Here is a 22,781-nt window from a genome sequence, read left to right as displayed (position 1 = left end):
GGGGCGGCGGACCGGGCGGCTGACCAGCCCGATAACCTTTGCGGCATGCGTCTCTCCGCTCGGGTCGACTACGCCCTCCGTGCGACCGCCGAGCTCGCGGCGACGGCCACCGGGCCGGGACGGGGCCGGCCGGTCACCGCCGACCAGATCGCCCGGGCCCAGGAGATCCCGCCGAAGTTCCTGGAGAGCATCCTGCTGCAGCTGCGCCGCGGCGGCATCGTCCAAGCCCAGCGTGGTCCCGAGGGCGGCTACTGGCTGGCCCGCCCGGCGGACGAGATCTCGTTGGCCGAGGTGATCCGGGTGATCGACGGGCCGCTCGCCCACGTTCGGGGGCAGCGTCCGGAGCAGCTCGGCTACCACGGCCCGGCCCGCTCGTTGCAGGAGGTCTGGATCGCGTTGCGGGCCAGCGAGCGGGAGATCCTGGAGCTGGTGACGATCGCCGACGTGGCCGGCGGGACGTTGCCGTCGCGGGTCACCGAGCTGGCCGCCGACCCGCGCGCCTGGACCTGATCCCACGACTGGGCCTGCCGGCCCCGCCCGCACCACCGCAGTCCCGCCCCGCCACCGCCACCGCCGGCGCCGCGCGCTGGCTGGCGGGCCCTGTCCTGGCCGGCGGGCCCTGTCCGGGCCGGCGGGCCCTGTCCGGCCGCTCCGCCACCGAAGTAACCGTCCGTACTGACTACGGAGAGCTGCCGCCGCCGCCTGGCGGTGCCTCGCTCTTTCGGCCCTTTGCTCTGCACCCGCCGACGCACCACCCCGCCGAGCTGGGGTTTTCGAAGGCGAGCCCCGAGTCGGGCAGCCGAATTCGGTGACGGTGTGCGACTGGCGCGTATAGGGGTGCAGAGCAAAGGCGGCGGCGAGGTCCACTCCACCCCGCCGGAAAGTCGCGCTCCGTAATGGCCGACGGCCGGGAATCAGGGGGTCGGCAGCGGCACGGCGAGGGGTCAGCCTTCGAACAGCTCGGCAGCACGGACCAGCGAGGCAGCACCGACCAGAGCGTCAACGCCCGAGCGTCCAGAGGGTCCGATAAATGCGCGCCGACGAGACGGTGTCGCGGCAGGCACCGGGCCGCAGCCGCGGAATCCGCCCAGCTACGGCCCGGTGCGCCACACCGCGGCATTCCCGACCCGTCCCGACCGGGAATGCCGTACCACCACCGGATATGAACCTAGGCCCCGTCCGGGTCGCGGGGGTGACACCAGCATGAAGATCGTGTTTCAGGCATTCCTCCGCAGGCCGCCGGCGACCTGCTCGGCGACCAGCTCGAACGAGCGCACGCGGTCCGCCACGTCGTAGACCATCGTGGTGAGCATCAGCTCGTCCGCGCCGGTCCGCGCCAACAGCTCGGTCAGCTGACGGCGCACCGTCTCCGGCGAGCCGACCGCCTGACCCTCCAGGCGCTGCGCCATGAACTCCCGCTCGACCTCGGTGTACGGGTACGCCGCGGCCTCCTCCGGGGTGGCCAACGGCTGCGGCCGGCCGGAGCGCATTCGGAGGAAGGAGAGCCCGGCTGGCCCCGCGAGCCAGTGCGCGCGCTCGTCCGTCTCCGCGCAGAACACGTTGACCGCCACCATGGCGTACGGCTTCTCCAGGAACCGCGACGGCCGGAAGTGCTGCCGGTACAGCATCAGCGCCGGCAGGGTGTTCTGCGCGCTGAAGTGGTGCGCGAACGAGAACGGCAGTCCGAGCAGACCGGCCAACTGGGCGCTGAACCCGCTCGAACCGAGCAGCCAGACCGCCGGCTGCTCGCCCAGGCCTGGAGTGGCGGTGATCGGGCCCGGCTGCTCGCCGCTGAAGTAGTTCATCAGGTCGGCCAGCTCACGGGGGAACCCCTCGGCCGAGAGCCCTTCCATGGTCCGGCGCAGCGCCAGCGCCGTCACCTGGTCCGTACCCGGGGCGCGGCCGATGCCCAGGTCGATCCGGCCCGGATGCAGCGCCTCCAGCGTGCCGAACTGCTCGGCCACCACCAGCGGCGCGTGGTTGGGCAGCATCACCCCGCCAGAACCGAGCCGGATCGTCGAGGTCGCCGCCGCCAGGTGCGCGATGAGCACCGGCGGGGCGGAGCTCGCGATCGCCGGCATGTTGTGGTGCTCGGCCACCCAGAACCGGTGGTAGCCCAGCTCCTCGGTGCGGCGGGCCAACTCGGTGGTGTGTCGCAGGGCCTCGCCCGGGGTGGCGCCGGTGGCGACCGGCGCAAGGTCAAGAACGGAGAGCGGTACGTCGATCACAAGCGTGGCCAACCCCGTGGACGTCGGGTTTGTTCCCGGATGCGACTCAACCCACGCCCCGCGCCTGCTCGAAGATCAAACTCGTCTGGGTGTGCTGTACCGCCGGGTCCACGGCCAGGTGATCGAGTACGAAGTCCCGCAGCGCGTCCGCCGACGCCGCCCGCACGTGCAGCACGTAGTCCTCCGCGCCGGCAACGTGGAAGACCGACACCACCCCCGGCAGCCGCACCGACCGAGCCCGGAACGCATCCACCACCTGCCGGTCGTGCGCGCTCAACCGCACGGAGACCAGCGCCTGCAACGGCAGACCCAGCGCCGCCGGGTCGATCTCGGCGTGGAAACCGCGGATCGCCCCGCTCTCCCGCAGCGCCCGGGTGCGCGCCAGACACGTCGACGGCGCCACGCCGACCCGCTCCGCCAGCGCGTTGTTCGGCATCCGCCCGTCAGCGGCCAACTCGGCGAGGATCGCGCGGTCGGTGTCGTCGAGGGCGGACGGCGGCCGCAGATCATTCGATACAAGGGTCACCCGGCCATCCTGTATCGAATATCACTCGCATACAATCCCTACTCACAGAATCATCTTCGGAGCTATTGCGTCACATCAGCCTGATATTCGACGCTTCCGTCGTGACGACCGTGGACACCCGCGCCGTGCACGCCGGACGCGACGACCTGAACGCACTCGGCGTCCACGTGCCGCCCATCGACCTCTCCACTACCAACCCGCTGCCGTCGGTCTCCGCCGGCGGCGACGCCTACGAGCACCTCGCCACCGGCGGACCGCTCGCACCCGGCGACAGCGCCGTCTACCAGCGGCTCTGGAACCCCACCGTGGCCCGGTTCGAGACCGCCCTCGCCGATCTCGAAGGCACCGCCGCCTCCGTCGCCTTCGCCAGCGGCATGGCCGCGCTCAGCGCCACCCTGCTCGCCGCCACCCGCGACGGCCGCCGCCACGTCGTCGCCGTCCGCCCCCTCTACGGCGGAACCGACCACGTGCTCGCCACCGGCCTGCTCGGCACCGCCGTCACCTGGGCCCGCCCCGACGAGATCGCCACCGCCGTACGCCCCGACACCGCGCTCGTCATCGTCGAGACTCCCGCCAACCCCACCTGCGACCTCGTCGACATCGCCGCCCTCGCCCACGCCGCCGGCGACGTGCCACTCCTCGTCGACAACACCGTCGCCACCCCGGTGCTCCAGCGGCCCACCCGGCACGGCGCCACCCTCGTCCTGCACAGCGCCACCAAGAGCATCGGCGGCCACGGCGACGTCCTCGCCGGCGTCGTCGCCTGCGACGCCGACTGGGCGGCCCGGCTCCGGCAGGTCCGCGCGGTCACCGGCGCGATCCTTCACCCGCTCGGGGCGTACCTCCTGCACCGTGGCCTGCAGACCCTGCCGATCCGGGTCCGCGCCCAGCAGGCAGCCGCCGAGAAGCTCGCCGGCTGGTGCGCCGACCACCCCGCCGTCGAGCGGGTGTACCACCCATCCCTGCACGACCCGGCCGGGCTCGTCGGTCGGCAGATGAGCGGCACCGGCAGCCTGCTCGCCATCGACGTACGCGGCGGCGCGCCCGCCGCCGCCGCCGTCGCCGGCGCCTGCCGCCTGATCACCCACGCCGTCAGCCTCGGCGGGGTGGACACCCTCATCCAGCACCCCGCCTCGCTGACCCACCGCCCGGTGGCCGGCGACGCCAAGCCCGACGGGGGACTGCTGCGGATCTCGGTCGGTCTCGAGGACCCGGAGGACCTGCGGGCCGACCTGGCGCAGGCGCTCGCCCTGATCGGCTGACAGCGGCACCGACCGCGCGGCGGACGATTCAGGCCAGATCGCGGCCGGAGAGCACCCGCCGGGGCGAACCCTGCCGGGCCACCCGCAGCATCGCCCGGCCCAGCAGGTCGGTGGTGGTCACCTGGTTCGGGAAGAGCCGACGCAGCACCGGGAAGAGCGGGCGGGTCACCGCGTAGCCGAGCCGGTACCAGCGGGTCTTCGACACCACGTCGTGCGTCGGCTGGATGAACCCGGGCCGCGCCGCGTAGCCGTTCGGCAGCAGACCGAGCACCGCGTTCTCGGCGCGGCCCTTGACCCGCGCCCACATCGCCCGCCCCCGCTCCGAGGAGTCGGTGCCGAGCCCGGAGACGTAGACGAACGTCGCATCCGGGCTCACCTCGGCCAGCAGCCGGGCCGCGGCCACCGGATAGTCGTAGCTGACCCGGGTGTAGGTGACCTCGTCCAGGCCCAGCGAGGAGACGCCCAGGCAGTAGAAGCAGGCGTCGACGCCGGAGAGTTCGTCGCGCACCCCGGCCAGCTCCCCGACGTCGGGGATCGTGATCTCACGCAGCTTCGGGTGTTGCCGGCCGGTCGGCGTCCGCCCGATCACCAACACGCTCGTCACGTCGTCGGCGAGCAGGCACTCCCGCAGCACACCCTGCCCCACCATCCCGGTCGCGCCGAAGACGACAACCCTCACCGCTGCTCCTCCCTGTCGCGCGCCACGAGCCGGGCCACCGCGTCGGTGACCGTCTGTCGGCGTCGGCTCAGCGCCTCCGGACCATCGGCGGGGGCCAGCTCCGCCGAGCCGAGCATGGAGAGCGCGACGACCAGCAACAGCAGCTCCTCCGGCGGATAGCGGTCGGGGAGCCGGCCGGCGCGCTGGGCCGCGGCGATCGCCGCCGCCTTGTCCGCGTTCGACAGGGCCACCGCCTCGGGCAACGCCACCATTCCGCCGCGTTCCAGGGAGTGCCAGAGCAGCAGTCGCAGGGCCTGCGGATGGGTCTGGTTGCGGTCGAAGAGACGGCCCGCGTACTCGGGCAGATCGCCCGGATCGATCGGGACCTCCGCGACCGTGCTCACCACCAGCGCGTCGAAGACCGCGTCGAAGAGCTGGTCCTTGTTGCCGAAGTAGGTGTAGATCAACGCCTTGTTCGCACCCGCGGCGGCGGCGATCCGGTCCACCCGTGCTCCGGCGATGCCGCGCTGCGCGAACTCGTCGGCGGCGGCGGCGAGCAGCCGGCGCCGGGTGTCCTCCGCGTCCCGTGCCATAGCGCCAGGATAGCCGACTAACCAGTTAGTTGCCGAGCCGTCGCCCACGTGCTTCACTAGGCAAGTAACCAACCATTCAGTTACATCGTCTGGAGGAGAAGCATGAGTGGCTTCACGGTCCCCGACCAGTCCGGCCGGCTCGCCGTCGTCACCGGAGCGAACAGCGGCCTCGGCCTGGAGACCGCCCGTCGCCTCGCCGCAGCGGGCGCCGAGGTGATCCTCGCGGTCCGCGACGTCCGAAAGGGCGACCTCGCCGCCGACGACATCCGGGCCACCACGCCCGCCGCCCGACTCCGCGTCGAGCAACTCGACCTGTCCCGCCTCGCCTCGGTCGCCGACTTCGCAGATCGGCTCACCGCCCACGGGCGGACGCTGGACCTGCTGGTCAACAACGCCGGAGTGATGGCCGTCCCGACCCGGCACACCACGGCCGACGGCTTCGAGCTGCAGTTCGGCACCAACCACCTGGGCCACTTCGCGCTCACCGGACGCCTGCTGCCACTCTTGACGGCCGGCCACGAGCCCCGGGTGATCACTCTCAGCAGCGGCACCCACCACTTCGGCAGGATCGACTTCGACGACCTGCAGGGCGAGCGCCGGTACGGTGCCCAGCGCGCGTACGCCCAGTCGAAGCTCGCCACGCTGATGTTCGCCGACGAACTCCAGCGACGCAGCGACCGCTACGACTGGCACCTGCTCAGCAACGCCGCGCACCCCGGCGCGACCCGGACCAACCTGCAAACCGCCGGCCCCAGCCTCGGTCTTGCTCGCAGCGCGATGCCGCTCTCCACCCGGCTCACCCTGCGCATCCCCGGGTTCTGGCAGGACGTCGACCACGGCGCCCTGCCCACCCTCTACGCCGCCACCAGCCCGCACGCGACCGGCGGCGAGTACTACGGGCCGGGCGGCCCGTTCGGCCTCACCGGCGAGCCCACCGTGGCGCGCAAGTCGCGGCGGTCGCGGGACGCCGCCGTGGCCGCGCGGCTCTGGCAGGAGTCCGAGCGGCTCACCGGCGTGAACTACCTTCACTCCGTGGCGCCCGCCGGTCACTGACGCGTCCGCCGGTTGGCCTCGACGGTGCCGACCTCACGACTTCGGGCCGACGTGCCGGTCGAGCGTGGCGACCGCGTCCCGCCGGGCGACGGAGAGCGAGTTGCGCCGTTTCATCCGCCAGGCGACGCCGAGCAGGTCGAGGGCCCATTGGCAGAGGCCGATGATGTCGGCCGACTCGTTGGTGAAGAGGTAGCGCGGGTAGACGTACTGCCGGCCCCGCACCGTCACCCGGTTGGCGACCCGGCAGCCGTCGGAGTGGAACAGGCCTCGCGCGAAGTCGCCCGGGTGAGCGGCCACGATCTCCCGCTGCCACCCGGCCAGGACGATCGGCCGCTCGTGCTTCCTGCCCGGCCCGTGCTGGGGGAGCAGGCAGGGCCAGTGGGTGCCGTAGCTCTGCACGCCGACGCACCCCTGCTTCTGCACTCGCTGCACGGAGCCGGCGAGCACCGCCGTCATGGCCTGTTCGCACGCGTCGATCAGGTTCGGCCAGGTGTTGGTGCAGTAGATCCGCAGGACCGGCACTCGTGAACTGGTGACCAGGTGGCCGTCGCCGAGGTAGAGACCGAGCAGGTATGCGTGGGAATTCGGGTCTGTCGGATTGTCGACGTCGTCCCGGCATCGAAAGCAGCGCAGCTCAGTGCCGTGTCGCCGGGGATTCGGCCGGTCGTTACACCAATGCCAGACGGTGGGGTAGGGGAGGTTGAGGCCGCGAGCCACCTCCGCCACCGTTCGGCCGGCCAGGTGCTGCTCGCGTGCTCGAGCGCGGATCTCGCGGGGATGCACGCGAGCATTCTCGAACAGCCGTACGACAGATGTGCCGGGAGCGGGACTTGAACCCGCACGCCCTTTCGGGCAGATGCTTTTGAGGCATCCGAGTCTGCCGATTCCTCCATCCCGGCGTCACCCCTGCGCGGGGTGTGGCCCACTGTACCCGACTAGGCTTCTGCGAGAGCATGGGTGGGTGACCGTGCAGAAGCTCGACTGGTGGGGGTAGGGGTGGCCGAGACGCAGACGGATGCCGAGCGCAGGCGGGTACTGATCGCCGAGGACGAGGCGCTCATCCGGCTGGACCTCGCCGAGATGCTGGTCGAGGAGGGCTACGAGGTGGTGGGCGAGGCCGGCGACGGCGAGACCGCCGTCCGGCTCGCCGAGGAGCTCAAGCCCGACCTGGTGATCCTCGACATCAAGATGCCGATCATGGACGGGTTGGCGGCGGCCGAGCGGATCGCCGGCGCCCGGATCGCCCCGGTGATCATCCTGACCGCCTTCAGCCAGCGGGACCTGGTCGAGCGGGCTCGCGCGGCCGGCGCGATGGCGTACCTCGTGAAGCCCTTCCAGAAGAGTGACCTGGTCCCGGCGGTGGAGATCGCGCTCTCCCGCTACTCCGAGGTCGCCGCCCTGGAGGCGGAGGTGGCCGGGCTGACCGATCGCCTGGAGGTCCGCAAGGCGGTGGAGCGCGCCAAGGGCGCCCTGATGACCACCTACGGGATGACCGAGCCGCAGGCGTTCAAGTGGATCCAGCGCACCGCGATGGACCACCGGATGACCATGAAGGAGGTCGCCGAGCGGATCCTCGTGGAGACCGCCGGCGGCGAGGCGCCGCGTCCTGCACCCTGATCGAGGTACGCCCCGGCCGTCCGGGAAGGGCCGCGCGGGGAGCGCGCCGACGACCATCGATCGATAGCATCGGATCCGTGTCGGTCCGGCAGGTGATGGTGGTGCTCGGCCTGCTCGCCGTGCTCCTCACCGGCTGCGAGCGGGTGACGCCGTCCGGCGGCGACCATCCGCGTGCGGTCCAGCCGGTGTGGCGACCGCTGACGTTGCCGGTGCCGCCGGGCGCTCCGGGCCGTCCGCTGCTGCGGGACGCGGCGGCGTGCGCCGGCCGGTGGTACGTGGTGGGCGGGGTGGCGGAGCCGGCGGGGGCGACCCGGCCGGCGGTCTGGTCGAGTGTCGACGGTGCGATCTGGTCGGTGTCGCGGCTGGTGCCGTCGAGTTTCTACGGTCGACAGCACCTGCTCTACGCCGCCGCGTGCCGCGACGGCCGGCTTGCCGCGCTCGGGACCGCGAGTGGTGGGGTGCACGGCAATCCGCGGATCGGCAGTTGGGTCGAGGGCGCCGACGGGGCGGTCCGGGAAGTGGCGGCGCCGTTCGAGCGGTTCGGCGGTCCCCGTGCGGTGAGCGCGGCCCGGTTGGTGGCCGGCCCGTCCGGCTGGTTGATCGTCGGGTCGCGGGTCGACGGGGCGGCGGTGTGGGCCTCCACCGACGGCCGGGAGTTCACGTTGCGTGCGGGGTTGCCCGAGCTGGCCGGTGACGGGCGGGGTCGGACGGCGGCGTACGACGGGTTGGCGACCGGTTCGGGTTGGCTCGTGGTGGGGGCGGTGTTGCCGGCCGGCGGGACGGGGTTGGCGCCGTTGGCGTGGACCTCCCGGGATGGGCTGGGGTGGCGGCGGGCGGAGCTGCCGGCGGCGAGCGGCCGGGGGCAGGCGCAGCGGGTGGTGTCGGTGGGCGGCGCGGTGGTGGCGGTGGGTCCGGCGGGGGACCGGTTCGCGGCGTGGCGTGGGGTCGCCGATCCGGTGGCGGACGGGGCGGCGACGCGGTGGCGGGAGGCCGGGGGGTTCCCGGCGGCCGGGCCGGGGGTGGCCACGGTGTCCGGGTTGGTGGCCGTCGGTTCGGGTCTGCTGGCGGTGGCCCGGGCCGGTGCGGGTCATGTGCTCTGGTACTCGGATGACCTTGGTGGTTCGTGGCGGTCGGTGCGGATGCCGGTGGTGGTCGCGGACACCGGCGAGACCGCGGTGGCGGTGGCCGCCCAGGGGGAGCGACTGCTGTTGATCGCCGACGACGGTCGGGGTCCGCGCGTCTGGTGGACGCCGGTCTCGGGGTTCGCCGCCGACGAGGGGGATAAATCCCTTCCCAGCACGTGGAATTGAACTTCTGGGGCGTCTGATGAGGATGTTCTTACAGCGATCGTTTCCAATCCGCCACGCCGTGTAACGGTTCGGTCAACCCAGTCGCTCGGGACTTACGTCACTGCTCTGCGGTGGGATAACGTCCGGCCCCAGACCGGAGACGACGGTCGGGTTCGTACGCTCCGCAAGGGCCAATGGCCGGCGGGTGGTTCGAACCATGGGACGGAGGAGGGTTCGGGCCTTGAGGCAGAAGCTCACGCGTGTGATCGGTGGAGTGGCCATGCTGGCGCTCGTCGCCGGCGGCGCCGCTTGCTCCAGTGGCGGTGAAGAGACCGCGTCCGGCGACAAGTGCGGTAACAAGATCGCGTTCTTCGGCGCGCTGACGGGTAGCTCGGCGGCGCTCGGCATCAACGAGAACAACGGCGTCAAGCTGGCGGTCGACAAGTACAACAAGGAGAACGCCGACTGCAAGGTCGAGCTCGTCGAGCTGGACTCGCAGGGCAGCCCCGACCAGGCCCCGGGTCTGGCGCAGAAGGCCATCGACGACACGAAGATCCTCGGCATCGTCGGCCCGGCGTACTCGGGTGAGTCGGAGGCTGCCGGTCCGCTCTTCAACGAGGCGGGCCTGCCGACCATCACCGCGTCCGCGACCAACCCGACCCTGGCCCAGCAGGGCTGGAAGACCTTCTTCCGCGCGGTCGGCAACGACCTCAGCCAGGGCCCGGCGGCCGGTAACTACATCAAGAACGTGATCAAGGCCGACCGGGTCTTCGTCATCGACGACCAGTCCGCCTACGGCGCCGGCCTCTCCCAGGAGGTCCAGAAGGTGCTCGGCTCGGCGGTCGTCGGCACGGACAAGGTCCAGGGCGAGGGCAAGCAGACCGAGTTCTCCGCGGTCGTCACCAAGGTCAAGGCCGCGAACGTGAAGGCGGTCTTCTACGGCGGCTACTACCAGGAGGCCGGCCTGATCCGTAAGCAGCTCACCGCTGCCGGGGTCACCGCTCCGCTGGTCGCCGGTGACGGCGTCAACGACGGCGCGTACATCACCTCCGCGGGCGCGGCGGCGGCCGAGGGCACCATCCTCACCTGCCCGTGCCAGCCGGCCACCGAGGCGCGTGGCACGTTCATCGAGGAGTTCAAGGCGCTCAACGGCGTCGACCCGGGCACCTACAGCGACACCGCCTACGACGCGGCCAACATCCTGCTCGCCGGCATCAAGGACGGTAAGACCACCCGTGAGGGGCTGCTGGAGTTCGTGAAGGGCTACAGCGGTGAGGGTGTCGCGGCCAGCTACAAGTTCGTCGAGGGCGGCGAGCTGGACCCGGCGCAGGTCAAGGTCTGGGCCTTCAAGGTGACGGGCGGCAAGGTCGTCCCGGACCAGGAGATCCCGAAGTCCTGACATCGGTCGCTGCTACAGCGATTGATTCGTGATCGCGGGTGCGGCCGGGAGCTCGCTCCCGGCCGCACCCCTTTGTCTCTCCAGACCTGATGGAGCGTCCCTTCATTGAACTTCGACGATCTATTCTCCAATTTCGCGCAGTACACCACGACCGGCCTGACGCAGGGCGCCATCTACGCTCTCGTCGCGCTCGGCTACACGCTGGTCTACGGCGTGCTGCGACTCATCAACTTCGCCCACTCCGAGGTCTTCATCGCGGGCGCGTTCGCCGCGATCTGGACCTGGAACGGATTCGGTCTCGACCAGAACTCGCAGGTCAGCGGCGTCGGGTCGATCCTCTTCTACCTGCTGGTGGCGATGATCGTCGCGGCGATCGCCTCCGCCGGCACGGCGACCGTGATCGAGCGGGTGGCGTACCGGCCGTTGCGTAAGCGCAACGCGCCGCCGCTGGCCTTCCTGATCACGGCGATCGGCGCGTCGATCGCCATCTCGGAGGCGTTCGGCGTCTACACCCGCCGACTGCCGGAGGGCGCTCCCATCCTGGTCAGCACGAAGCCGCTGTTCCACGTCTTCGGTGCGCCGATCGACGCGGTGCAGCTGCTCACCGTCGGCGCCGCGCTGGCGATGATGGTGGCGCTGGACATGTTCGTCAACCGCAGCCGGGTCGGCCGCGGCATCCGGGCGGTCGCCCAGGACGCCAACACCGCCGCGCTGATGGGTGTGAACAAGGACCGGATCATCCTGATCGTCTTCATCGCCGGCGGCACGATGGCCGGCGTCGCCGGGCTGCTCTACGACGTCCGGATCCAGACGCTGACCTACAGCGTCGGCTTCCTGCTCGGCCTCAAGGCCTTCACGGCCGCGGTGCTCGGTGGCATCGGTAACCTGCGCGGGGCGCTGGTGGGCGGTTTGCTGCTGGGCGTGATCGAGAACTACGCGTCGGGTCTCTTCGGCTCGCAGTGGAAGGACTTCGCCGCCTTCGCCGTGCTGGTGGTGCTGCTGATGTTCCGGCCCACCGGTCTGCTGGGCGAATCCCTGGGGAGGGCACGGGCATGACGACGACCGTTAATCCGCCGAGCCCGGAGCAACGCGAAGGGTTGCGGGATCGGCTGCGCCACGGTCGCGAGGCGGTCGCGCAGCGTTGGCACCACGCCCCGCGCTGGGTGCGCTGGGTGCTGCTGGCGGCGGTGATCGTGTTCTTCTACGCGCTGCCGAACAAGGAGTTCTACCAGTATCTGGGGCCGATCCCGACCCCGGGCGCGAACTTCACGCAGGTGCTCTTCACCGTCTCCATCTACGTGCTGATGGCGGTCGGGCTCAACATCGTGGTCGGCTTCGCCGGCCTGCTCGACCTGGGCTACTTCGGCTTCTTCGCCGTCGGCGCGTACACCGTGGCGGTGCTGACCTCGCCGAGCAGTGACATCAAGACGCTCTGGCCGTGGTTGCTGGTGGTGCCGATCGCGATCGCGCTGACCATGGTCTCCGGCGTCATGCTCGGTACGCCGACGCTGCGGTTGCGCGGTGACTACCTCGCGCTGGTGACCCTCGGCTTCGCCGAGATGATCCGGATCGCGGCGGTCAGCTCGCCCTTCCTGAAGGGCCAGCGGGGCTTCAACCAGATCCCGCACCCGCCGGGCCAGTACACCGACGGCAAGCCAATCTTCGGTGTGCTCGACGCCCGTCCGTACTACTGGCTGGTGCTCACGCTGATCATCGTGGTCGTGATCGGGGTGCGGAACCTGACGCACAGCCGGGTCGGCCGGGCCTGGATCTCGATCCGGGAGGACGAGGACGCCGCGCAGCTGATGGGCGTGCCGACCTTCAAGTTCAAGCTCTGGGCGTTCGCCGCGGGCGCCGCGATCGCCGGCCTGGCCGGTGCGCTCTTCGCCGGCAAGCAGAACTTCGTGAACTCGCAGAACTTCGAGCTGCTCAACTCGATCATCATCCTGGCCGCGGTCATCTTCGGTGGTTCGGGCAACATCGTCGGCGCGATCGTCGGCGGTGGGCTGGTCGCGTACATGATCGAGCGGTTCCGCGGCATCGAGCTGTTCGGCGTCGAACTGTACGAATACCGGTTCCTCTTCTTCGGTCTGGTCCTCGTGGTGATGATGATCTTCCGGCCGCAGGGCCTTATCCCGAACCGGCGACGGGCGGCGGAGTTCAAGGACCGCCGCAAGGAGGTGACCGTCGGTGAGTGAGACGGAGCAGAAGCCGGCAGTTCCGGCGCAGGCGACCGCCCCGGCGGTCGAGGCGGTGCCCGATCGGGAGCCGCTGCTGGAGGTGGACCGCGTCACGCTGCGCTTCGGCGGCGTGGTCGCGCTCAACGAGGTGGACTTCACCCTGTACAAGGGCGAGATCCTCGGTCTGATCGGCCCCAACGGCGCCGGCAAGACCACCTGCTTCAACGCGATGACCGGCATCTACCAGCCCACCGAGGGTGAGATCCGGTTCCGGGGCGAGAAGATCGCCGGCAAGAAGCGGCACCAGATCACCCGGTCGGGCATGGCGCGGACGTTCCAGAACATCCGCCTCTTCCCGGAGATGACCGCGCAGGAGAACGTGCTGGTGGGCGCGGACGCGCACCACAAGACCAGCGTGATCTCCGCGCTGCTGCGCCTGCCGCGGTACTGGAAGGAGGAGCGCGCGGGCCGGGAGAAGGCCGAGCGCCTGCTGGAGTTCGTCGGCATCCGGCATCGGATGCACGAGTTCGCCCGCAACCTCTCCTACGGTGAGCAGCGGCGGCTGGAGATCGCCCGGGCGCTCGCCACCGACCCGGTGCTGCTCTGCCTGGACGAGCCGGCTGCCGGCTTCAACCCGGCGGAGAAGGAGGAGCTGCTCCAGCTCATCCGGCAGATCCGGGACACCGGCGTGACCGTGCTGCTGATCGAGCACGACATGCGACTGGTCATGGGCGTCACGGACCGGATCGTGGTGCTGGAGTTCGGAAAGAAGATCGCCGAGGGGCTCCCCGCCGAGGTGCGGGACGACCCGAAGGTGATCGCGGCGTACCTGGGGGTGCCGGACGATGCTGCTTGAGATCGACGATGTGAGCCTGCTGTACGGGCGGATCCAGGCGCTGCACGGCATCAGCCTGACCGTGGAAGAGGGCGAGATCGTGGCGTTGATCGGTGCCAACGGCGCCGGCAAGTCGACCACGATGCGCGCGATCTCCGGGATCCGGCCGGTCGCCAGCGGCCGGATCCGGTTCGACGGTGAGGACATCACCAAGCTCCGGGCGGATCTCCGGGTGCGCCGGGGGCTCTGCCAGGCGCCCGAGGGCCGGGGCATCTTCCCGGGCATGACGGTGCTGGAGAATCTGGACATGGGTGCCTACACCCGGCGGGACCGGGCGGGCATCGCCCAGGACCTCGACCGGGTGCTGGGTCTCTTCCCACGCCTGGCGGAACGGCGTAAGCAGCAGGGCGGTACGCTCTCCGGCGGTGAGCAGCAGATGCTGGCCGTCGGAAGGGCGCTGATGAGCCGGCCGAAGCTGCTGCTGCTCGATGAGCCATCGATGGGGCTGGCTCCGATGCTCATCCAGCAGATCTTCACGATCATCACCGAGATCAACGAGCAGGGCACCACCATCCTGCTGGTGGAGCAGAACGCGCAGCAGGCGCTGGCCCGGGCGCACCGGGCGTACGTGCTGGAGACCGGCCGGATCGTCAAGAGCGGAACCGGTGAGGAGCTGCTGCACGACCCGTCGGTCAAGGACGCCTACCTCGGCGTCGCCTGACCGGCCGCCACCCCTCATCCCAAGGAGTGCACGTCATGTTCAACATCACTGGTGGACGCCGGGCTCTGCTCGGCGCCGCCGGGGCGGCCGCGCTGCTGCTCTCCCTCGCCGCCTGTGGGGAGGAGGAGCCCGCCGACTCGGCCGGCTCCGGCCCCTCGGTCAGCGCCTCGGCCGACGCCTCGCTGTCGGACAAGGTGCCGGCCGCGATCAAGGCGGACGGCAAGATCGTGGTGGGTACCGACTCGACGTACGCCCCCGCGGAGTACCTCGACACCGACGGCAAGACCGTGATCGGCTTCGACGTGGAGCTGTTCCGCGCGGTGGCCCAGAAGCTCGGCCTGCAGGCCGAGTTCGTCTCGGCGCCCTTCGGCGACATCATCACCGGTGTCAACACGGGCAAGTACGAGGTCGGCGTCTCCTCGTTCACGGTGAACGACGAGCGGAAGGCGCAGGCCAACATGGTCAGCTACTTCCAGGTCGGCACCCAGTGGGTGACCAAGGCCGGTAACCCGGCCGGCGTCGCGCTGGACAACGCCTGCGGCAAGAAGATCGCCGTGCAGAAGGACACCGTCCAGGTCGAGGACGTCCAGAAGCGCTCGCAGGCGTGCACCGCCGCCGGTAAGCCGGCCATCACCGTCGAGCAGTTCCCGGGCCAGGACGCCGCGACGGCCGCCGTGGTCTCGGGCAAGGACGACGCGATGCTCGCCGACTACCCGGTGGGTGTGTACGCGGTGACCCAGTCCAACGGGGCCCTCGAGCTGCTCGACAAGCAGTACGAGGCGGCGCCGTACGGCTACGTCGTGGCGAAGGACCAGGCGGCGTTCGCCGAGGCGGTCCGTGACGCCACGAAGGCGCTGATCGCCGACGGGTCGTACAAGACGGTGCTCGACAAGTGGAAGGTGGGCGACGGCGCGATCACGGACCCCGCGATCAACCCGTAACGCGACATGGCATCCGAGGAAGTGACAACCGTACGGGCGCGGCCGGAACCGATCAAGGCCGTGCCCGTACGGCACCCCGGCCGCTGGATCCTGGTGGCCGTGCTGGCCGTGCTGGCCGCGATGTTCGTCCACGTGCTGGTCACGAACAAGGCCTTCAACTGGTCCTTCATGGTGGACAAGATGTTCCGTCCACCGATCATCGAGGGGCTGCTGCGCGGCACCGTGCTGATGACGGTGCTGGCCATGCTGATCGGCGTAGTGCTGGGCGTGCTGGTCGCGATCATGCGGCTCTCCGACAACCCGATCCTGCGCGGGGTGGGCTGGCTCTACACCTGGTTCTTCCGGGCGGTCCCCCGGCTCGTCCTGCTGGCGGTCTTCGGCAACATCGGCATCCTGTGGAGCCGGATCGAGTTCGGGGTGCCCTTCGACACCCAGCTGGGGCAGCTGTTCGGCATCGACAACCTGCAGCTGCGGCTCTTCGGGTTCTCCTCGCGCGACATCATCACCGGCTTCATGGCCGGCCTGCTGGGGCTCGCGCTCTCCGAGGCCGCGTACATGGCGGAGATCGTCCGGGCGGGTATCCAGTCGGTGGACGGCGGGCAGACCGAGGCGGCCCAGGCGCTGGGCATGAGCCGCGGGCAGCTGCTGCGCCGGGTGGTGCTGCCGCAGGCGATGCGGGTGATCATCCCGCCGACGGGCAACGAGACCATCGCCATGCTCAAGGACACGTCGCTGCTGCTCTACGTGCCGGTCACCGTCGAGCTCTTCTTCCAGCTCGACGCGGTCGGCAAGCGGACCTTCCAGATCTTCCCGATGTACGTGGCCGCCTGCCTCTGGTACCTCTTCCTGACCAGCATCCTGCTGGTCGGGCAGCATTATCTGGAGCGGCACTTCGGCAAGGGTTACGGCCCGACGGCGCAGGCCCGTGACCGGCTGCGCACCATGGCGGCCCAGCAGGGTGGGGGCGGAGCGCAATGAGTGAGTTGACCGTTCCCGCGCAGGCCGGCGCGCCGGCCGCCGAGTCGGGCCTGATGGTCCAGGCCGAGCAGGTGCACAAGTCCTTCGGCCACCTCGAGGTGCTCAAGGGCATCGACCTGGAGGTGCGCAGCGGCGAGGTGTGCTGCCTGCTCGGGCCCTCCGGCTCCGGCAAGTCGACCTTCCTGCGCTGCATCAACCACCTGGAGAAGATCAACGCCGGTTCGATCCGGGTGGACGGCGAGCTGATCGGCTACCGGGAGCACGGTGGCAAGCTGCACGAGCTGCGCCAGAAGGAGGTCGCCGCGCAGCGCCGCTCGATCGGCATGGTGTTCCAGCGGTTCAACCTCTTCCCGCACATGACCGCCCTGGAGAACGTGATCGAGGCGCCGGTGCGGGTCAAGCGGGAGGCGAAGGTCGCGGCCCGGGAACGGGCCGAGTCGCTGCTGGCCCGGGTCGGTCTAGGCGACAAGATGGGCAACTACCCGGGGCAGCTCTCCGGCGGCCAGCAGCAGCGGGTGGCGATCGCCCGGGCGCTCGCCATGCAGCCGAAGCTGATGCTCTTCGACGAGCCGACCAGCGCGCTCGACCCGGAGCTGGTCGGCGAGGTGCTGGACGTCATGAAGGACCTGGCCCGCGACGGCATGACGATGATCGTGGTCACCCACGAGATCGGCTTCGCCCGCGAGGTCGGCGACAGGCTGGTCTTCATGGACGGCGGCGTGGTGGTCGAGCAGGGCAACCCGCGCGAGGTGATCGCGAACCCGGTGCACGACCGCACGAAGGCGTTCCTGGCCAAGGTGCTGTGACGGACGGGACGCCCGTCGTGGGCGTCCCGTCCGCCCGGTTCGTCTCTCCCGCGTCCGCCGCCCTCGGCGGGCGGAATGAGGCGAGGCCGCGGCGGTGACGGGTGCGCGGCCCGCTGCGCGCCGTCCCCCGCCATGTCGCTGCGGGTTTGGTCGTACGTCCGGGCTAGAGTCGCTGCCGTGACAGCTACCACGCCGCGCCTACTCCTCGTCGACGGACATTCCCTGGCATACCGGGCCTTCTTCGCCCTGCCGGTGGAAAACTTCTCCACCACGACAGGGCAGCCGACCAACGCGGTCTACGGCTTCACCTCCATGCTGATCAACGTGCTGCGCGACGAGCAGCCGACCCACATCGTCGTCGCCTTCGACGTCTCCCGCCGCTCGTTCCGCACCGAGAAGTACGCGGAGTACAAGGCCGGCCGCAGCGAGACCCCGACCGACTTCAAGGGGCAGGTCAGCCTCGTGAAGGAGGTGCTCGCGGCGCTGCGCATCCCGGTGGTGGAGATGGAGGGCTACGAGGCCGACGACGTCATCGCCACCCTCGCCTGCCAGGCCCGCGACCAGGGCATGTCGGTGCTGATCACCAGCGGTGACCGGGACGCCTTCCAGCTCGTCGGCGAGAACGTCACAGTGCTCTACCCGCGTAAGGGTGTCTCCGACCTGGCCCGGATGGATCCGGCGGCCGTCGAGGCGAAGTACGGTGTCCCGCCGGAGCGCTACCGCGACCTGGCCGCCCTGGTCGGCGAGACGAGCGACAACCTGCCCGGCGTCCCGGGTGTCGGCCCGAAGACCGCCGCCAAGTGGATCACCGCGTACGGCGGGGTGGAAGGGGTCGTCGCCCGGGCCGACGAGATCAAGGGCAAGGCCGGTGACAGCCTGCGCGAGCGGCTCGCCGACGTGATCCGCAACTACGACCTCAACTGCCTGGTCTCCGACCTGGAGCTGCCGCTGCGCCCCGAGGACGCCCGCTGGCCCGGCTGGGACCGGGAGGCCGTGCACCAGGTCTTCGACACCCTGGAGTTCCGCATCCTGCGGGATCGGCTCTACCAGTATCTGGAGTCGGTGGAGCCGGAGGCGGAGGCCGGCTTCGAGCTGGCCGGCGAGGTGCTCACCGAGCCCGGCGCGCTCGGCGCGTGGCTCGGCACGCACGCCCCGGCCGGCGCACCGGTCGGCATGGCGGTGAAGCTCGACACCGGCCCGAACCGGCGGCACACCGCCTCCGTCTCGGGCGTGGCGCTGGCCACCGAGGCCGGCGCCGCCGTCTGGTTCGACCCGAGCGGGCTCGACGCGGCCGACGAGTCGGCGCTGGCCGGCTGGCTCGCCGACGGCGAGCGGCCGAAGGTGCTGCACGACAGCAAGCCGGCGGTGCTCGCGTTCGCCGCGCAGGGCTGGTCGCTGGAGGGCATCGCCCGCGACACCCAGATCGCCGCCTACCTGGCCCGCCCCGACCAGCGCTCCTACGACCTGACCGATCTGGCGCTGCGCTACCTGCACCGGGAGCTGCGCGTCGACGCCCCGGAGACCGGCCAGCTGACCCTGGAGGGCCTGGGCGACGACGGCGAGGCCGAGCAGAACCTGATGCTCCAGGCGCGGGCCACCCTCGACCTGGCCGACGCGATCGACGCCGAGCTGTCCCGCGACGGTGAGCAGTCCGCCCGGTTGATGGCCGGGGTGGAGCTGCCGCTCATGCGGGTGCTCGCCGGCATGGAGCGCACCGGCATCGCCGCCGACACCGACTACCTCTCCGAGCTGGAGGCGCACTTCGCCGCCGAGGTGAAGGCCGCCGCGCAGGGCGCTTATGAGGCGGTCGGGCGGGAGTTCAACCTCGGCTCGCCCAAGCAGTTGCAGGAGATCCTCTTCGGCGAGCTGGGGCTGCCGAAGACCAAGAAGATCAAGACCGGCTACACCACCGACGCCGACGCGTTGCAGTGGCTCTACGCGCAGAACCCGCACCCGGTCCTCGCTCACCTGCTGCGTCACCGGGACGTGGCCAAGCTGAAGTCCACCGTCGACGGACTGCTCAAGTCGGTCTCCGACGACGGCCGGATCCACACGACCTTCAACCAGACCGTCGCGGCGACCGGGCGGCTCTCCTCGACGGAACCGAACCTGCAGAACATCCCGATCCGCACCGAGGAGGGCCGGCGGATCCGCCGGGCGTTCGTGGTGGGGGAGGGGTACGAGTGCCTGCTCACCGCCGACTACAGCCAGATCGAGATGCGGATCATGGCGCACCTGTCGTCGGACGACGCCCTGATCGACGCGTTCAACTCCGGCGCCGACTTCCACGCCGCCACGGCGTCCTCGGTCTTCACGGTGCCGCTCGGCGAGGTGACGCCCGACCAGCGCCGCAAGATCAAGGCGATGAACTACGGCCTGGCGTACGGGCTGAGCGCGTTCGGCCTCTCGCAGCAGCTCGGGATCAGCACCGAGGAGGCGCGTGGCCTCATGGAGGACTACTTCGGCGGGTTCGGCGGGGTCCGCGACTACCTCCAGGAGGTGGTGGCCCGCGCCCGGCACGACGGCTACACCTCGACGATCCTCGGCCGTCGCCGTTACCTGCCCGACCTGGGCAGCGACAACCGGCAGCGGCGGGAGATCGCCGAGCGGATGGCGCTCAACGCCCCGATCCAGGGCTCCGCGGCCGACATCATCAAGGTGGCCATGTTGCGGGTCGACGGGGCGCTGCGGGAGGCCGGGCTCGGCTCCCGGATGCTGCTGCAGGTGCACGACGAGCTGGTCTTCGAGGTGGCCCCGGGTGAGCGGCCCGCGCTGGAGGAGCTGGTCCGCCGGGAGATGGGGGCGGCGCACCCGCTGGCGGTGCCGCTGGAGGTCTCCGTGGGTGAGGGGCGGGACTGGAACAGCGCCGACCACTGACGGTCCGCGCAACAGCACCACGGCGAGCCGGCACGGCGACCAACGCCGGCCGGCTCGCGCTGGTCCCGGCGCCGGCGTCGGGGCGCTCGCCACCGGAGCACCGATCACGAGCGCGGGTCGCGGTGACGGTGGCCTCCGCCGCCCTTGGGTCGGCCGCGGTGCAGGTTGCCGTCGGTGACCCGGAGCATCACGCCGGCCAGTACGGGAACGGACGGTGTGCCCGGCGCGATCCGGGGCCGACCAGGTGCGACCGTTGGTCAGCTCGCCCGGCGGGACGAGCGCCGCTCGGCGGGTTGCCGTCCCACTCCCCGGCGAGACTTCGGTGGGGAGCCCCGGCGTTCGAGAGCCCGACGGGACGGGCCGCCGGGCGGCGGCAGCGGCCCCTTGAGCGGGTCGTGCCCCCAGTTCATGAGCGAGAAGCGCCACTTGGTGTTCCGCACGTCTCCCGACGGGCGTTGGGCCATGTGCCGGCGTACGTAGCCGACGACCTTGCGCATGTGCCGGAAGTCGGCCTCGGAGAGCTCGGCGCGCTTGCGGCGCAGCAGGTCGAGGATCCGGCGGCCGGACTCGTGGCCCACCGACTCGCCGGCCTTGGTGCCCTTCTTCCGCCAGCCGACATGCTTCGACTCGTCGGTCTCCAGCCACTTCGACAGCTCGCCGGGCTTCATATTCACCGCGTCGGTGAACTCCCGGTAGGTGTCGCGGCCCTCGTCAGCGCGGCTCACGGCGCAGCACCTCCGGACGGTGGGCGACGTCCCGGCCCGAGTCGTCGTTGCGGATCCGGTACTGCGGCTCCTCCTCGGAGGCGTTCACGGCGTGCCCGCGTACGTGTGTCCGGTCGACCAGCTTCTCCTTGACCACGCCGTACGCCCGACCGCTGTGACTGGCCCAGGAGACGTGGTCACCCTCGCGGAACTCGCTCTTCTCGGCCATGCCGTCCGGTTACCCGGGGTCGGCGGGCGGAAACGACGCCGGTCAGGGAGTGATCTCGGCGATCGACAGTTTGACCTCGAACGGCTCGGTGAGCTCGATCAGCTCGGCGCTCTCGGCGACCAGCTCGTACTGCCGCTCGCCGCCCGGGCCGATCCGGTCACCCCGGCGGTACGCGTACAGGTGCACCGGATCCTGCTCGATGCGCCAGTAGTAGGGGATGCCGGCGGCGGCGTACTCGCCGGGTTTGGCGAACCTGTCGATCCGCCGGGTACCCGGGGAGACGATCTCCACCGCGAGCACGACGTCCTCGGCTCGCAGCAGGGACTGACCCGGAGGGAGGTCGGCACGGCGTACCACGACGTCCGGCTGACGGCTGGTGTTGGAGCTGAGGGCGACGCCGACCGCCTGGGACACGCGCAGTTCGGTGGGCGCGTGCTGGAGTAGCCAGCGGGCCAGCAGGAGCGAGATGTCCTGGTGGCCGAGGGTGGGGGAGGGGGTCACCTGGATTACTCCGTCGACGAGTTCGACGCGGGGGGCATCGTCCGGCAGGTGGAGCACGTCCTCCAGCGTGTAGTCGGCACGCTGCTGCCGGATCGGATCCGGACACCAGGGGTCAGGTGGTGTCGCGTTCGGCTCGGCGCTCACCGGCACAGCGTAACCCCGTCGATGTTCCGGAGGCCGGACTCCGAGTGCGGCGGCCTGCTCACCCGGGCTTCTCGGTCACGAAGATGGCGGTGCCGGGGAAGAGCCGGCCGCGCAGCGGGCTCCACTGCCCCCAGATCCCCTCGTGCCCCGGCGGCCACTCGGGCTCCACCAGGTCGACCAGTCGGAATCCCGCGGCGACCAGCTCCCGGACCCGGTCGCCGAGGGTGCGGTGCTGCTCGACGTAGGTGGCCACGCCCGAGTCGTCCTGCTCCACGTACGGGCGGCGGTCGAAGTACGAGTGCACCGCCCGCAGGCCGCCCTCGCCGGGGTCGTCGAGGAAGATCCACCGCATCGGGTGGGTGACCGAGAAGACCCAGCGGGCGCCGGGGCGCAGCACCCGGAACACCTCCCGCATCAGCGCGGCCGAGTCGGCCACGAACGGGACGGCGCCGAACGCCGTGCACGCGGTGTCGAACGCGGCGTCGGCGAAGGGCAGCGCGAGCGCGTCGGCCTGCGCCAGCGGCACACGTACGCCGGAGCGCCCGGCCGCCTGCCGGGCGTGGCGCAGCATGCCCGCGGAGAGGTCCATGGCGACCGGGTGGGCGCCCTGGGTGGCCAGCCACCGGGAGGCGGCGGCCGCGCCGCAGCCGACCTCCAGGATCCGCCGCCCAGCGAGGTCGCCGAGGAGGTGTACATCGGCCTCGCGCACCCCCTCCGGGCACCAGACGAAGTCCACGTCGCCGAGGAACGCCCCGTGTTCGGCCTGGTAGTCGTCGGCGTCGGTGTCCCACCAGCGGCGGCTCGCCACACGGGCCTCGGCGTCGCCGACCCGGCGTCGGGTCACCCGGCTGTCGTCGTCCATCCGCTCACGCTAGGGCCTCGCCCCGCCGGGATGCCGGCGGGCCCTGCGGTGGCCGCCGTCGGCGCGTCGGTGTGACGGGTGTGACCCACGAGACAACGGCGACTGTTTCGGGGCGATTTCTCGGCTTTCGCAGGTCATGACGCGATGAGCAGGGCGGGAGGCCTTGCACGCTGTGGTAATGCGCAAGGTAGGCTTGACGATGCGCTCGCGGATCGTGCACCTCGGCAGGGAGCAGGTGCGCGGTCGACGAAGCCACTGACGGCGCCACATCATCACATCTGGCAATCGTTCGGTGTGCCAAGCGACGGGTCCGCTGGCGCGACCGGGTCACCGCGCACCACGCCTGCTGTGACATCCCATCCGACCGGAGCAACCGCC

At 70.9% G+C, this 22,781-nt stretch carries 23 protein-coding genes and 1 tRNA gene; 14 read left to right on the top strand and 10 right to left on the bottom strand.

Annotated features, from left to right (window positions below):
• Positions 1-45 precede the first annotated feature (45 nt).
• Positions 46-510 carry an RrF2 family transcriptional regulator gene (locus D7044_RS06930; RefSeq protein WP_120677981.1) on the top strand — a complete coding sequence of 155 codons (465 nt, stop codon included), beginning with the start codon at positions 46-48 and terminating at the stop codon, positions 508-510.
• A 707-nt stretch (positions 511-1,217) separates the two neighbouring features.
• Here D7044_RS06930 and D7044_RS06925 read toward each other — a convergent pair.
• Together D7044_RS06925 and D7044_RS06920 are read right to left on the bottom strand one after the other, a co-directional pair.
• Complete coding sequence (locus D7044_RS06925) at positions 1,218-2,228, bottom strand: LLM class flavin-dependent oxidoreductase (RefSeq protein ID WP_407663360.1); 1,011 nt, start codon at positions 2,226-2,228, stop codon at positions 1,218-1,220.
• Positions 2,229-2,274: 46 nt separating this feature from the next.
• Positions 2,275-2,754 (bottom strand): Lrp/AsnC family transcriptional regulator, encoded by a 480-nt coding sequence (locus tag D7044_RS06920; protein WP_120688316.1) that lies wholly within the window; start codon positions 2,752-2,754, stop codon positions 2,275-2,277.
• Positions 2,755-2,837: 83 nt separating this feature from the next.
• Between D7044_RS06920 and D7044_RS06915 the strand changes: the two genes are divergently transcribed.
• The gene (locus D7044_RS06915) at positions 2,838-4,016 is read left to right on the top strand and encodes a trans-sulfuration enzyme family protein (protein WP_120688478.1); all 1,179 of its coding nucleotides are present in this window, start codon (positions 2,838-2,840) and stop codon (positions 4,014-4,016) included.
• Positions 4,017-4,044: 28 nt separating this feature from the next.
• On the opposite strand, the gene D7044_RS06910 is transcribed toward D7044_RS06915, so the two are convergent.
• Together D7044_RS06910 and D7044_RS06905 are read right to left on the bottom strand one after the other, a co-directional pair.
• Positions 4,045-4,695, bottom strand: a complete 651-nt coding sequence (locus D7044_RS06910; RefSeq protein ID WP_120688315.1) for a Rossmann-fold NAD(P)-binding domain-containing protein — start codon at positions 4,693-4,695, stop codon at positions 4,045-4,047.
• Positions 4,692-5,267 carry a TetR family transcriptional regulator gene (locus D7044_RS06905; protein WP_120677975.1) on the bottom strand — a complete coding sequence of 192 codons (576 nt, stop codon included), beginning with the start codon at positions 5,265-5,267 and terminating at the stop codon, positions 4,692-4,694. Before D7044_RS06905 ends, D7044_RS06910 begins: the two co-directional genes overlap by 4 nt.
• A gap of 102 nt (positions 5,268-5,369) precedes the next feature.
• On the opposite strand from D7044_RS06905, the gene D7044_RS06900 reads away from it, so the two are divergent.
• Positions 5,370-6,320 carry an SDR family oxidoreductase gene (locus tag D7044_RS06900; protein ID WP_120688314.1) on the top strand — a complete coding sequence of 317 codons (951 nt, stop codon included), beginning with the start codon at positions 5,370-5,372 and terminating at the stop codon, positions 6,318-6,320.
• A gap of 33 nt (positions 6,321-6,353) precedes the next feature.
• Here D7044_RS06900 and D7044_RS06895 read toward each other — a convergent pair whose 3' ends face one another.
• Positions 6,354-7,103: a transcriptional regulator gene (locus D7044_RS06895; RefSeq protein WP_120688313.1), complete on the bottom strand. Its 750-nt coding sequence runs from the start codon at positions 7,101-7,103 to the stop codon at positions 6,354-6,356.
• A 32-nt stretch (positions 7,104-7,135) separates the two neighbouring features.
• A tRNA-Leu gene (locus tag D7044_RS06890) sits at positions 7,136-7,219 on the bottom strand.
• 97 nt (positions 7,220-7,316) lie between these two features.
• On the opposite strand from D7044_RS06890, the gene D7044_RS06885 reads away from it, so the two are divergent.
• From D7044_RS06885 to polA, 11 genes are all read left to right on the top strand, one after another.
• Entirely contained in the window at positions 7,317-7,937 is a 621-nt protein-coding gene (locus tag D7044_RS06885) for an ANTAR domain-containing response regulator (RefSeq protein ID WP_120677972.1), read from the top strand.
• Between the two features lie 77 nt (positions 7,938-8,014).
• A complete protein-coding gene (locus tag D7044_RS06880; RefSeq protein ID WP_199716518.1) occupies positions 8,015-9,247 on the top strand; it encodes a hypothetical protein in 1,233 nt (410 codons plus the stop codon).
• 220 nt (positions 9,248-9,467) lie between these two features.
• On the top strand, positions 9,468-10,625 hold the full coding sequence (locus tag D7044_RS06875) for a branched-chain amino acid ABC transporter substrate-binding protein (RefSeq protein WP_120677970.1): 1,158 nt from the start codon (positions 9,468-9,470) through the stop codon (positions 10,623-10,625).
• Between the two features lie 105 nt (positions 10,626-10,730).
• On the top strand, positions 10,731-11,681 hold the full coding sequence (locus D7044_RS06870) for a branched-chain amino acid ABC transporter permease (RefSeq protein ID WP_120677968.1): 951 nt from the start codon (positions 10,731-10,733) through the stop codon (positions 11,679-11,681).
• Positions 11,678-12,823, top strand: a complete 1,146-nt coding sequence (locus tag D7044_RS06865) for a branched-chain amino acid ABC transporter permease (RefSeq protein ID WP_120677966.1) — start codon at positions 11,678-11,680, stop codon at positions 12,821-12,823. The genes D7044_RS06870 and D7044_RS06865 overlap by 4 nt, the downstream gene beginning before the upstream one ends.
• Positions 12,816-13,661 (top strand): ABC transporter ATP-binding protein, encoded by an 846-nt coding sequence (locus tag D7044_RS06860; RefSeq protein WP_120677964.1) that lies wholly within the window; start codon positions 12,816-12,818, stop codon positions 13,659-13,661. Before D7044_RS06865 ends, D7044_RS06860 begins: the two co-directional genes overlap by 8 nt.
• Positions 13,651-14,361: an ABC transporter ATP-binding protein gene (locus D7044_RS06855; RefSeq protein ID WP_120677962.1), complete on the top strand. Its 711-nt coding sequence runs from the start codon at positions 13,651-13,653 to the stop codon at positions 14,359-14,361. The genes D7044_RS06860 and D7044_RS06855 overlap by 11 nt, the downstream gene beginning before the upstream one ends.
• A 35-nt stretch (positions 14,362-14,396) precedes the next feature.
• On the top strand, positions 14,397-15,302 hold the full coding sequence (locus D7044_RS06850; protein WP_120677960.1) for an ABC transporter substrate-binding protein: 906 nt from the start codon (positions 14,397-14,399) through the stop codon (positions 15,300-15,302).
• A 6-nt stretch (positions 15,303-15,308) separates the two neighbouring features.
• A complete protein-coding gene (locus D7044_RS06845; protein ID WP_120677958.1) occupies positions 15,309-16,280 on the top strand; it encodes an amino acid ABC transporter permease in 972 nt (323 codons plus the stop codon).
• A complete protein-coding gene (locus tag D7044_RS06840; RefSeq protein WP_120677956.1) occupies positions 16,277-17,086 on the top strand; it encodes an amino acid ABC transporter ATP-binding protein in 810 nt (269 codons plus the stop codon). Before D7044_RS06845 ends, D7044_RS06840 begins: the two co-directional genes overlap by 4 nt.
• 177 nt (positions 17,087-17,263) lie before the next feature.
• Positions 17,264-19,963 (top strand): DNA polymerase I, encoded by a 2,700-nt coding sequence (polA, locus tag D7044_RS06835; RefSeq protein ID WP_120688312.1) that lies wholly within the window; start codon positions 17,264-17,266, stop codon positions 19,961-19,963.
• Positions 19,964-20,220: 257 nt separating this feature from the next.
• On the opposite strand, the gene D7044_RS06830 is transcribed toward polA, so the two are convergent.
• The 4 genes from D7044_RS06830 to D7044_RS06815 are packed head-to-tail and all read right to left on the bottom strand — an operon-like array spanning position 20,221 to position 22,403.
• Positions 20,221-20,688 carry a DUF3140 domain-containing protein gene (locus tag D7044_RS06830; protein ID WP_120677953.1) on the bottom strand — a complete coding sequence of 156 codons (468 nt, stop codon included), beginning with the start codon at positions 20,686-20,688 and terminating at the stop codon, positions 20,221-20,223.
• Positions 20,675-20,896, bottom strand: coding sequence for a hypervirulence associated TUDOR domain-containing protein (locus D7044_RS06825; RefSeq protein ID WP_120677951.1), 222 nt, complete (start codon positions 20,894-20,896; stop codon positions 20,675-20,677). The genes D7044_RS06830 and D7044_RS06825 overlap by 14 nt, the downstream gene beginning before the upstream one ends.
• 42 nt (positions 20,897-20,938) lie before the next feature.
• The gene (locus D7044_RS06820) at positions 20,939-21,541 is read right to left on the bottom strand and encodes a Uma2 family endonuclease (RefSeq protein ID WP_233564893.1); all 603 of its coding nucleotides are present in this window, start codon (positions 21,539-21,541) and stop codon (positions 20,939-20,941) included.
• Positions 21,542-21,599: 58 nt separating this feature from the next.
• Entirely contained in the window at positions 21,600-22,403 is an 804-nt protein-coding gene (locus D7044_RS06815; protein WP_120688311.1) for a class I SAM-dependent methyltransferase, read from the bottom strand.
• Between the last annotated feature and the right edge of the window lie 378 nt (positions 22,404-22,781).

Source organism: Micromonospora musae (assembly GCF_003626635.1).
GTDB lineage: Bacteria > Actinomycetota > Actinomycetes > Mycobacteriales > Micromonosporaceae > Micromonospora > Micromonospora musae.
The sequence above is the reverse complement of the archived record's forward strand: the minus strand, read 5'-3'. Positions and strand labels throughout refer to the sequence as shown.